The sequence below is a fragment of the Cryobacterium suzukii genome (genome assembly GCF_004403185.1).
Taxonomy (GTDB): Bacteria; Actinomycetota; Actinomycetes; order Actinomycetales; family Microbacteriaceae; genus Cryobacterium; species Cryobacterium suzukii.
This window is the reverse complement of sequence record NZ_SOHJ01000001.1, coordinates 1-11,271: the sequence shown is the minus strand read 5'-3', so window position 1 is coordinate 11,271 and position 11,271 is coordinate 1. Positions and strand designations below refer to the sequence as shown.

9 protein-coding genes and 1 pseudogene are annotated in these 11,271 nt (G+C 59.4%); 8 read left to right on the top strand and 2 right to left on the bottom strand.

From position 1 onward, the window contains the following. Nucleotides 1–4 precede the first annotated feature (4 nt). From E3T39_RS00050 to E3T39_RS00025, 6 genes are all read left to right on the top strand, one after another. A complete protein-coding gene (locus E3T39_RS00050; RefSeq protein ID WP_166783990.1) occupies nt 5–691 on the top strand; it encodes a GNAT family N-acetyltransferase in 687 nt (228 codons plus the stop codon). A 335-nt stretch (nt 692–1,026) separates the two neighbouring features. After that, nucleotides 1,027–1,791, top strand: a complete 765-nt coding sequence (locus E3T39_RS00045) for a lipid II:glycine glycyltransferase FemX (RefSeq protein ID WP_166783989.1) — start codon at nt 1,027–1,029, stop codon at nt 1,789–1,791. Then, entirely contained in the window at nt 1,775–2,821 is a 1,047-nt protein-coding gene (locus tag E3T39_RS00040; RefSeq protein ID WP_134512733.1) for an SDR family NAD(P)-dependent oxidoreductase, read from the top strand. The genes E3T39_RS00045 and E3T39_RS00040 overlap by 17 nt, the downstream gene beginning before the upstream one ends. Before the next feature lie 3 nt (nt 2,822–2,824). Further along, complete coding sequence (locus E3T39_RS00035; RefSeq protein WP_134512732.1) at nt 2,825–3,919, top strand: polysaccharide biosynthesis C-terminal domain-containing protein; 1,095 nt, start codon at nt 2,825–2,827, stop codon at nt 3,917–3,919. After that, nucleotides 3,916–5,064 carry a non-hydrolyzing UDP-N-acetylglucosamine 2-epimerase gene (gene wecB / locus E3T39_RS00030; RefSeq protein ID WP_134512731.1) on the top strand — a complete coding sequence of 383 codons (1,149 nt, stop codon included), beginning with the start codon at nt 3,916–3,918 and terminating at the stop codon, nt 5,062–5,064. Before E3T39_RS00035 ends, wecB begins: the two co-directional genes overlap by 4 nt. A 266-nt stretch (nt 5,065–5,330) precedes the next feature. Next, the gene (locus E3T39_RS00025; RefSeq protein ID WP_134512730.1) at nt 5,331–6,362 is read left to right on the top strand and encodes a lipopolysaccharide biosynthesis protein; all 1,032 of its coding nucleotides are present in this window, start codon (nt 5,331–5,333) and stop codon (nt 6,360–6,362) included. Here the strand turns inward: E3T39_RS00025 and E3T39_RS00020 are convergent. Together E3T39_RS00020 and E3T39_RS00015 are read right to left on the bottom strand one after the other, a co-directional pair. Then, nucleotides 6,352–7,677, bottom strand: a complete 1,326-nt coding sequence (locus E3T39_RS00020; RefSeq protein WP_134512729.1) for a hypothetical protein — start codon at nt 7,675–7,677, stop codon at nt 6,352–6,354. The genes E3T39_RS00025 and E3T39_RS00020 overlap by 11 nt on opposite strands. 23 nt (nt 7,678–7,700) lie before the next feature. Further along, nucleotides 7,701–8,906, bottom strand: coding sequence for a glycosyltransferase family 4 protein (locus E3T39_RS00015; RefSeq protein ID WP_134512728.1), 1,206 nt, complete (start codon nt 8,904–8,906; stop codon nt 7,701–7,703). Nucleotides 8,907–9,367: 461 nt separating this feature from the next. Between E3T39_RS00015 and E3T39_RS00010 the strand changes: the two genes are divergently transcribed. Continuing rightward, nucleotides 9,368–10,225: an LCP family protein gene (locus E3T39_RS00010; RefSeq protein WP_478213409.1), complete on the top strand. Its 858-nt coding sequence runs from the start codon at nt 9,368–9,370 to the stop codon at nt 10,223–10,225. Between the two features lie 310 nt (nt 10,226–10,535). Next, nucleotides 10,536–11,271: pseudogene (locus E3T39_RS00005) on the top strand (DEAD/DEAH box helicase); the annotation flags it as partial.

The window sequence follows — 11,271 nt, the reverse complement described above, 5'->3', positions numbered from 1 at the left end:
CTCGATGGATGACTCGCTGCTTCTGCAGAAGCTCCACCTGGACCTGGCGCGCTTGTCGCGTGTTGCCCGTTTTCTTATTTACGACGACGCGCATTTTCCCGACTACCTGCTATCGGTACTCGGTGACCCCGATCACGCATTCACGCGGCCAGCCGGTTCGTCGAACGCGAGCGGATTTTGTCATCTGCGCATTGTCGACGAAGGGCTCTTCCTCAACAACATCTACCTGGCGCCCGAGTATCGGCGGAGGGGAGCGGGGAGGAAGCTGCTGCACGACACAATCCTTCTCTTGAAAACTGCACGACACGTCTCCGTTGAACTCGATGTGCATGAATCGAATATGCGCGCACTGGCGTGGTATCGGAGGCTTGGCTTCGAAGAAGTCGACCGCACGACGTGGTTATTTCTTGGGACCCCGTTGGCCCCCGAATCGCAGCCGGGCATTTGCTTGCGCTCGGATGATAATCGTTTCTCGCAGATCTATTCCCATGACCTCCATATCGGTACGAGAATCGGTCGTCGAGCCATCCTGAACGGTACCGATTTCGCGGAGCGTCTGGGGGCGCGAGATTTCGATGAGGTGGCCGCGCGAGTACCGGCCAGAGAAATGTCTCCTCGAGGCGTTGTCTTGGAAACATCCATTCGGTTGCGCGCTGACGTCGAACAGGTGTTGGAGGAACTGGCGAGATGAGTGAGATGTCTGTTCAGCACGGAGGTGCACGGTCGTCATTTCGAGTCCTGAATGCGGCGGATACGGCAGATGCTGCGGCATGGTTGCGCCTCTGGGAGCAATGGCCAGGCCGGGAGGTGCATGCCCATCCGGGGTACGCGAGTTTATTCTCGAATGAGCACACGGATGCATTCTGCGCCTGCCTCAGTTCTCGGGGCGGAACGGTGCTGTTCCCCTTCCTCTTACGGGCCGTACCCGACGAACTAACTGCTGGCAAAGCGCCAGCGGGTCTTCACGACATCACGACGCCCTACGGCTACGGCGGAGCGTTCTGCTGGGGCCCGGAGTCGGCAGATTTGGCCGCTGAGTTCTGGGCGGCGTTCGATAGCTGGGGGCGCACCCGTCAGGTGGTCTCGGAGTTTATTCGCTTCAGTCTCAGGCCGGAAATTGTGCTGCCGTACCCCGGAACAGTCGAAGTTCGGCAGGACAACATAGTGCGAGGCCTCGATCTATCACCGGACGACCTGTGGATGGACTTCCAGCACAAGGTTCGCAAGAACGTTCGGAAAGCGGAACGGTCCGGCGTTGAGGTAATCGCCGACCCGGAGGGATCTCGGTTCGAGGACTTCTTTCGAATCTACGAGGCGACCATGGACCGTCGCCATGCGGACGCGGCGCACTGCTTCTCCAGAAGTTTCTTTGAGAACATCCACGAGAACCTCGCTGGCCAGTACATTTACTTTCACGCGAGTCATGAAGGAAAGGTGATATCTACTGAACTCGTGCTCGTATCAGCCGAAACTGTCTACTCGTTCTTGGGAGGCACCATGAGCGAGTACTTCGAGCTGCGCCCGAATGATCTGCTTAAGTATCGCGTGATGCTCTGGTCAATTGACCATGGACTGCGTGACTATGTGCTTGGTGGAGGATATTCACCAAACGATGGCACGTTTCGTTACAAACGTGCTTTCGCTCCGAGCGGAAGTCGACCGTTCAGGGTCGGTATGCGCGTGCTTCAGCCAGACGCATACCTGCAATTGCTGTCGACCACGGCGGCTGAGTGCGCAATCCCAGGGTACTTCCCTGCCTATCGGAGGAGAGAACATGTCATCGAGTTATGAAGGTAAGCGCATTCTCGTCACCGGGGGCACCGGGTCGTTCGGTCATACGGTCACTGAGAAACTTCTGGAGCGTGGTGCGGACCAGATTCGCATTCTCAGTCGCGACGAGACAAAACAAGACCTGATGCGTCAAGAATTTTCGGACTCGCGCCTCCGCTTCTACGTGGGCGATGTCCGCGATTACCGCAGTGTCGAACGCGCCATGCGCGACGTCGACTTCGTCTTCCACGCTGCCGCTCTCAAGCAGGTGCCGTCCTGCGAGTTCTTTCCGATGGAGGCCGTCAAGACAAACGTCCTGGGGAGCGAGAATGTCGTGCGCGCCGCTGACAACGCTCATGTGACCTCTGTCGTCTGTCTAAGCACCGACAAGGCGGTATACCCGGTCAACGCCATGGGGATGAGTAAGGCGCTCATGGAAAAGGTCGCGCATTCCTATGGTCTGAATAATCCGGAAGCTGAAACTACCATCTCGTGCGTGCGTTACGGGAATGTCATGTACTCGCGTGGATCGGTCATTCCGCTATTTATCCAGCAGCTCAAGTTAGATCGGAATTTGACGGTAACGAATCCTGACATGACTCGTTTCATGATGTCTCTGGCTGATTCCGTTGATCTCGTCGAGTTTGCATTCCACAATGCCAAGCAGGGCGATCTCTTCATCCGTAAGGCAAAGTCGTGCACGGTGGGTAGCCTGGCGCAAGCGGTCATCAATCTTTTTCAGTCTTCCGCTGATGTCGACGTCATTGGCACTCGGCATGCAGAAAAACTATCTGAAGCCCTAGCGAACCGGGAGGAACTCGCGCGCGCCCAGGACATGGGTGATTACTTCCGCATCCAGGCCGACAACCGGGATTTGAACTACAGCATTTACGTCGAGCATGGGAATGTCGCCCAAGCGGAGTACGCCGACTACGACTCGCACACCGTGGAGAGAATGACGATCTCTGAGGTTGAGGACCTGCTCCTGACTCTGCCAGAGGTGCGCGCCGAACTGAGTGCCGCAGGCCTGCCCAACAAGAGAGCGGTCTAGCGTATGGAGCACGTCTCTCTAACCGGCGGGACTGGTTTTCTTGGTTGGCATACGCGTGCCGCCCTGAAATCGTACGGTATCCCTACGCGGACCGTCGCGGTCGGCGATTCTTTCGATCTCGACCGCGCGGCGGCTTCGATTGCGGGCGCGTCCCGTTTCATCCATATTGCTGGAGTGAATCGCGGCTCAGACGACGAGGTGCGCGTTGGCAACGTGAGGTTTGCCGACCAGATGGCGGCCGCCATTCGCCGGGCAGAGCCAGCGCCGGCCGTCGTTGTTTACGCCAACTCCACCCAGGCCGGGCATGGAGGGATCTACGGTGATTCAAAGGCCGCTGCCGCGGAAATCTTGCAGAGCGCTGCGAACGCCGTCGGGGCGGTATTTCAGAACACCCTGCTACCGAATCTCTTTGGAGAGCACGGTCGGCCCTTCTACAACGCAGTGACGGCTACTTTCTGCCACCTCATCTCGCAGGGTGAACAACCGACAGTCCAGCAGGACAAGGAGCTGACGCTTCTCCACGCGCAGGACGCCGCGGATCTCCTGATCGAGGCGGGGAGGGAGATTGACGGCAACGCTCGACAAGTGCACGAGACGGTAAGTGGGCTGTTGCGCCGACTCAGCGGGATGGCGTCCCTGTACGACCACGGGCAAATTCCTGATCTCGCGTCCAAGTTTGACCGGGATCTTTTCAACACGTATCGGTCGTACACTTTTCCGGCGCAAACGCCCATTCGCCTCACCCGGCATGAGGATGCCCGCGGCTCATTCTGCGAGATCATCCGGTCGCACGGGGGTGGCGGGCAATCGTCTTTCTCCACGACCGTGCCAGGGATGACTCGCGGTGATCACTTCCATCGCCGCAAAATGGAGAGATTTACGGTCGAATCCGGAGAAGCAGTCATCGCACTCCGTCGGCTTTTCCATGACGAGGTATTCGAGTTCCGTGTTTCCGGTTCCGGTCCAGTCGCCGTGGACATGCCGACCATGTGGGCACACAAGATCACGAATGTCGGCAACGCCGAGCTTTTCACGTCATTTTGGTCGAATGAGATCTTCGATCCGAACTTTCCAGACACCATCGCGGAGGCAGTATGAACACTCAGCGCAAGCTCAAGGTTCTGACAGTTGTGGGCACGCGGCCCGAAATCATCAGACTTTCCGCGACCATTAAACGGCTTGACGAATTTACGGATCACGTACTCGTGCACACCGGACAGAACTACGACTACGAACTCAACGAGATCTTCTTTGAAGACCTCGGCCTGCGCCGTCCTGATCGCTTTCTCAACGCTGATACCAGCTCTCTCGGTGCCGTTCTCGGGTCCATTCTGGTTGCGGTCGAGGCCGCGTTGCTCGAGGAGAGACCCGATGCGATGCTCGTGCTGGGTGACACAAACAGCTGCATCGCGGCTCTGATGGCGCGGAGATTGAAGATTCCGGTCTACCACATGGAGGCAGGGAACCGCTGTTTCGACGAGAACGTTCCAGAAGAAGTCAACCGCAGGCTCGTTGATCACGTCGCCGACTACAACCTGGTGTATACCGAGCATGCGCGGCGGAACCTACTCGCCGAAGGGATCCATCCTTCGCGCATACTCCTCACGGGTTCCCCGATGCGGGAAGTTCTTGAGGGCAACGTGGAGGCAATCGACGCCAGCGACGTGCTCGAACGGCAGCGGCTCGAAGCCGGAAAATATATTTTGGTGAGTCTGCATCGGGAGGAGAATGTCGACAATCCAGAGCGGCTGGCTTCCGTACTTCACGCGCTTCGGGGCGTGGCAGATGTCTACGAATTGCCAGTGTTGGTGTCGACTCACCCCAGGACACGCAAGAACCTGGAGGGACAACCCGATGAGCTGAAAGACTCGTTCAGGTTTCATGCCCCGTTCGGATTCAACGACTATGTACGCCTGCAGCGGTCCGCGCGCCTCGTGTTGTCCGACAGCGGAACCCTCAGTGAGGAATCGGCGATTCTCGGTTTTCCGGCGGTGTCACTTCGAGACACTATTGAGCGACCGGAGGCGCTGGAAACATCCGTGACGATCACCGCCGGGGTCGACCGGCAGAACATCCTCGACGCGGTATCAATGACATTACAATCATTCCGTGCCGACGGTCCCGCTACAGTTCCGTGGGAATACCAGGTGCAAGATACCTCGCGTCGGGTAGTGAGCTTCATCCGTTCGACTGCGATGACACATCACGCACGAGCTGGCGTGCGGCTCTTTGAGCGCCCGTGACGGACGGGCAACGAGGACGGCCGCTCCACGCGATATTGGCCAGGGGCGGGTCGATTTTCGCGAGTTTCCTCCTGGCCGTCGTGGTCGCCAGAATGCTTGGACCGACCGACGCCGGTACGTTCTTCGTTGTGTTTACAAGCCTGGCCGTATTGGCTACCTTTGCCCGCCTCGGCTCTGACAACCTTGCTCTCAAACTTTCCGGCGGTGCGAGCGTTGCGCTACGACTGGATTCCGTGCGATTGCTCTGGATCTGCGCAGTAGGGAGCGTGATTTCGGTCGCCGTCGCCATCGTGGCGTTTTCGATCGCGTTTCGACTATTGCCCGGTTTGGGCATCTCGGCGGCGTTGCTCGCGGTGAGCGCAATTATTCCGCAGGCGTACAGCGTCCTCTCCGGTGCAATCCTCCGGGGGAACGGACGGCTCGCCTCCGGCACATTTGCGGAACTTGGATCCATGCCTGCGCTCGCCGTTGCCATCCTCCTCACGAAGGCGATGCTTTCTGAGTTGAGCTTGACCGACGCGATTATTGCGTTGTCGGTATCGTCGTGGCTCACGGCAGCGTGGGCCATACCCGCCGCAATTCGCTCGGTACGCATCGTTTCAACCGAGGCGACGGCCGGCGCGTCATCACAATCGATTCATGACTTCTTGAAACGTTATTTGGGGCGCATGATCGCCATGATGGGCACATCGCTCCTGTTCTATTTCCTCACGTGGGCGCCGCTGTTCGTGCTCTTCCTCACCAGCAGTCCAGACGATGTCGCTTTCTTCACGGTCGCCGCACGTCTTGCTGCATTCATTGGCCTGGTATCAACAATTCAGGTTTCGTATCTTGCCCCTGCCTTCGCCCGCCTGTATCACCGCAGCGAGCTGCAGGTGCTCAATGACTTGTGCAACAGATCCGCCTGGCAGGCGGGGATTGCTGCCGTCGTTCCGACCGTAGTCTTTGTCGTCGCTTCCCAGCCGCTCCTGGAGTTGCTGTACGGGGCGGGCTTCTCGAACGCGGCAGTCCCTCTCGTTTTGCTTACAATCGCTGCCTTTCTCAACGTCGTCATTGGGCAGGTCAATCAGCTGATGCTCCTGTGCGAGCTGGAACGTACTGCGCTGATCCTCAACCTGGTGTGGCTGGCTGCGTGGTTGGCCGCCGGGCTCTGGCTCAGCTCGCTCGGCGGAGTAGTGGCTGCTTCGGGCTTTGCGCTCGTCTCCGGCGTGCTGTACTCGGTGCTGGCTGCTCGACAGCTCGCCAAGAGCCGCGGTGTCTATTCGTTCCTACGAAAGATGCCGCCTCTCATGGGCTGACAGGTCCAAATCGTTTACTCGTGTTGGAGGAGCCGTATTCCGCGACCGAACGCAGCAGGTACAGCGCGACGAGCATGATGTATCCGAGATAAATCGGGCCACTCACAGCCAGCTGTAAATTCTGCGGTACGAACATCATGGCGAGCCACGTGTAGCACAACACCGAGGTGGAGAGCCAGTCTGCCTGACGCAGTGATCTGCGCCACGCAGAGCCCAGGAGAAATGCCTGGAAGAAGATGACCAGAGGGATGAGGATCCACGGAACGTCATTGGCGATGCTGGTAAAGGCCGTGCTCCAATACCCGGTGCCCGACCACCCGAGTGAATCGAGCTGAGAGGTGACGACGGGTGCGGATTCGAAGTTGAAGGTTTTCGACAACAACGACTCAACGGCTCTGGAGTGGCTGAACCCCCCACCGAAAACCCAGGTGGCATCCATAGCGCGCCCCAGCCCCTCGAAGCCCTGCGTGGCGTAGGACATAATATTCACCCATGCGGCTTCGAACACATTGGGATATGAGTGGTCGATCGTGCAGGTGGCTCCCCCCGGGGCGCAGATTGGGTCAACGGAATTTCGTGCCAGTCTTCGAGCGCCGAAGCTGATGATCATCGCAACGGCGACGAGGGCCAGAACGGTAACCTCCCGCCACCGCAGGGGAAGGCGTCGACGCACCCGTGAAAGCGCCCAGGCACCGGACAAAACAATGAGCGAGAACGCGATCTGCTGGTCACGTCCGACGAGGAAACTCGTTGTCAACGGTGCCACGAGCGCGAGTACCAGAAGTATCCCGTGCCTGCGCCCCTCAAACCAAGCCAACGACAGGAACGGAATGACGCTGAGCGTGAACGGCGCTAGCGCAGACTGCAGGAGAAGAATCCCAGTGCGCGCCCCTAAACCTTCACTCATCCGCTCCGAGGCTTGCGCGAAGGCGGCACCCTGGTTCTGTATCGCCGATCCAACGTCTAACACGCTGAAGCCGGAATAGACACTTGCCAGCGGGAATACGAGCACCAAGGAGGCGACGAGGCCAATCCGCACCACCCACGGAACCCGCCAATCGCTGGCTGGACTGTCCGTACGGAAGGGGTGTCGGGCGACAGCGGCCGCGTAGCCTCCAATGGCCCCGAGGAGGCAGGCGCCCGTGAGTAGGGTTACCCAGACAGCATTGGTGCGGACGTAGTCAATGGGCCATCCCACAATGTAGAAAACGAAGCACAGCGCCCACCAGGACGTGAAGACTTTCAGGGGGAGTAGCCGACTCTGGGAGGAAACGGTGTCGGACAGCGAACTTTTGTGACGTCCGCTTCCAAACATCGTCCCACGGACCCTGCCGCTTTTCATGATCGACCGGGGGTGTTTATCGCGAGCTCAACGGCGGCTTCCAGCCTGGAAACGGCTCGCGAAACCGACAGCTCTGAGCTGAATAGCGCCAGCGCGGCGTCCGACCGAGCGGGGAGCGAGCCCGCCTTGTATTCGGCATAGAGGACCAGGAGCGCCCGCGCCAAGGCGACGGAGTCGCCGGCCGGGACCGCGATCCCTGCTCCCCACTGCTCGATGAGTTGCCCCGCATCTGAAGACTCTTCGACGCAGACGACAACAGGCAGGGCGGACGCGCAGTACTCAACAATCTTCGACGGAAACGTTGGGGGCGTGACGTTGGGCACAGTGATGGCGATACCGACGTGGACGGAGTTGATCAGGGCTCGGTACTCGGACCGAGGAAGCGACGGCTGGAATACGAGGTTGTTTAGGCCGAGATCCCGACTGGTGGCAATTAGCTTCTCCTTCTCCGTGCCGTCCCCGAGAACGAGAATCTCAATGTCATTGGACTCACCTTGCAGTTCTTTCGCCGCTAAGAGTAGGGTTTCGATTCCGCGACCGTGAGCAAGCTGGCCCCCAAAGACGGCAGTGAATCGGTCACGTCGAGTCCCGGAGGCGAACACGTTGGGCCCAGATGCCCATGGCGGGACGATGGCGATCTGGGCCTTCAGCCCGGGGTGATACGAGCGCAAGAATCGCTCATTTGCATCTGACATGACAGCGACAATGTCGGCTCTCTTCATCGAGGCTCTTTCAAGGTGGCGTAGCGGCATATGCCATGCGCGCGCCCGGATTCGCCCAATTTCTATCTGGTGGATCGGGAAGAAATCCCACAGGATGAAGAGCAGCGTCTTCGCGCGGCCCCTGATGCGAAGGCGTGTAGGGAACCCCCACGAGAAAGTCGCTATCGATGTGTACATGCAAACGTCATAGTCGCGTCCGTGGCTGAAGCGGTATCCGCGGGTATGTAATCCAAAGCCCGCCGCAGAATGGGCGAGCAACTTACCAATCCGACCGGGGCGGATCACGGTGGGACCTACGCTGCAAATTCGCACGTTGGCATACTGTATAGCGGCAGGTCCCTTCGGACGGGCGTGTTTCGAGTCGAATACGATTACGTCGACTTCATGGCCAGCTTGGGCCAGCGCGAGCACCAAATCATCGAGTAGCCACGGACTGATGCCCGGTCCTGCGAATTGACCGGCAACGACTAGTGCCCTCATCGCTCATTCCCGTCGCGTCGTTGACGATCGGTCTGGACAATGGTGTCCAGTTTTGCCACTATAGTGTGGTGTTTAGGTTTCCGACAGAGAGAATAGTAGGCAACATGGCAGGCATGCTGCGCTGCGTATCGATCCCGGTCGGGACAGGGGTGAGGGAACGAAACTGTGTCCGAATGGGCGAGGGCTGCCGTCTGGCTGAAACCTCCACTCAGCGGGCCGCCGGGTGGGCCTGCATCGGGGTGTGGCGACCGTGACGTCTCACAGGAGCACTGGGGGTTCGCGCAAACGAAAGGGTTGGAGGTTCGCCCTCCTTGCGATCCTGGCGGTCNGCGATCCTGGCGGTCGGGTTACTCATCGCCGGTGCCGCCGGCATCTACGCGTGGAACCTCAGCCGCACCTTCGATACCCAGACGATAAAAATTCCAGAGGCCTTCCCAACAGACGAATCCTCGCGTCCGCCTGTGGTTCTACCTGTGCCTGAGGCGGAGGCTGAGGCTGAGGCTACGAAGGCGCAGAACATTCTTCTGCTCGGCTCGGACACGCGAGGCTCGAACAGTAAGTCCATAGCGGATCTGAGCGGCCAACGGTCGGACACGATTATGGTCATGCACATTCCGGCCAACCGAAAAAACATTTACGTCATGTCCATTCTGCGAGACAGTTGGCTCGATATTCCAGGCCACGGGCAGGCCAAGATCAACGCCGCCCTCTCTTTCGGTGGCGTGCCGTTGGCCGTTCAAACCATCGAAGGGCTGCTCGGTGTTCGGATGGACCATGTGGCCATTATCGATTTCCAGGGATTCAAGGACGTCACCGATGCCCTTGGCGGCATCGACGTGGACAATCCGATTGGATTCGCGTCGTCCAGCATCAGAGGACATTACTTTGCCCCGGGAATACAAAGCGTGAATGGCGCGGAAGCGCTGGCATTCGTGCGTGAACGATACGCCTTCCGTGACGGAGACTTTCAACGCGCGCGCAACCAGCAGCAGTTCATCAAGGCTTTGTTAAGCAAGTCCCTGAGTGCGGAGACCCTGATGAATCCGGCAAAGGTGAGTCGTCTGATCGGCGCTGTTGCACCCCATCTCGCGGTGGATGAGGGGCTCGATTCGGCTTACGTGGCGGGACTGGCGGTGGAGTTGCGTGACGTGCGGGTGGGTGACGTCACCTTATTCACGATGCCGACGAACGGCACCGGTACCTCGCCCGATGGGCAATCGATCGTGAATATCGATTGGACCGCGCTGACGGCCGTGCAACAAGGGTTCCAGACCGATACTTTGGACGCATATCAGCCCGAGGTGCAGACGATCGGCTGAGTACTGTCTTGGGCCTGCCAACAGGGTGAGGGACTGCTCGATGACGAGGGTTGCCAGCACGGAATCAACGTAAATCCAGAATCTTATCGTGACATTTTGCGTCCGATCGGGTAGCGTATACAAGTCGGCTCTTGACACCGCGCTGTGCGCGGATGGGTTTGTAAGTCAAGTTGGGCCGGTTTCCCAGTAATCCGCTGGTGAAAAATCACTGTATGTGAACGGCCCCGACCACAGTTTGCTCGGGTTCTCAGTTACGTCGCATGTGCGATGTTGTTCTGCCATGTACTGAACACAACCCAGAGATATTTTTATGCCTCAAGGCAATTCGCACAACTCCACCGTCGGTCGCGGCGGTAAGAACTTCGATCCCAAGTACGCCTCCAAGGGCGGATCGGGCCACGGCGGTTCCAACAACGCCGGCAGCAAGAGCCCCGGACACCGCGGTTACCGCGCTGACGAGGGCGCGCCCAAGAAGCAGCGCTGGAACGCCGACGAGCGCGCCGCGCGTTCGAACGAGCGCCCCTCCAGCGAGCGCCCAGCCTATGGCTCGCGTTCCGTTCGCCCCGAAAACGGCGGCCGCACCAACAGCGAGCGCAACGAGCGCCCCGCTTACAACAACGACCGTCCCCGCACGGATCGTCCCGCCTATAACAATGACCGTCCGGCGCGTACCGAGCGTCCTTCCTATGGTGACCGCAACAGCGCTCCCCGCACCGAGCGTCCGTCTTACGGTGACCGTGCGCCGCGCACGGATCGTCCGGCGTACAACAATGACCGTCCGTCTTATGGCGGCCGCAACAGTGCCCCGCGCAATGACCGTCCTGCATATAACAACGACCGCAACAACGACCGTCCGTCCTACGGCGACCGCAACAGTGCCCCGCGCGCCGAGCGTCCCTCCTACGGCGACCGTGCCCCGCGCACTGACCGTCCTGCATACAACAACGACCGTCCGGCGCGCACCGAGCGCCCCTCGTACGGTGACCGCAACAGCGCTCCTCGTACCGAGCGTCCGTCCTATGGTGATCGTGCCCCGCGCACTGACC

What these genes read in the sequence shown, in the direction of transcription:
- E3T39_RS00050 (WP_166783990.1), top strand. Translation starts at nt 5, where the DNA reads ATGGATGACTCGCTGCTTCTGCAGAAGCTCCACCTGGACCTGGCGCGC.
- E3T39_RS00040 (WP_134512733.1), top strand. Translation starts at nt 1,775, where the DNA reads ATGTCATCGAGTTATGAAGGTAAGCGCATTCTCGTCACCGGGGGCACC.
- E3T39_RS00035 (WP_134512732.1), top strand. Translation starts at nt 2,825, where the DNA reads ATGGAGCACGTCTCTCTAACCGGCGGGACTGGTTTTCTTGGTTGGCAT.
- wecB (WP_134512731.1), top strand. Translation starts at nt 3,916, where the DNA reads ATGAACACTCAGCGCAAGCTCAAGGTTCTGACAGTTGTGGGCACGCGG.
- E3T39_RS00020 (WP_134512729.1), bottom strand. Translation starts at nt 7,677, where the DNA reads ATGTTTGGAAGCGGACGTCACAAAAGTTCGCTGTCCGACACCGTTTCC.
- E3T39_RS00015 (WP_134512728.1), bottom strand. Translation starts at nt 8,906, where the DNA reads ATGAGGGCACTAGTCGTTGCCGGTCAATTCGCAGGACCGGGCATCAGT.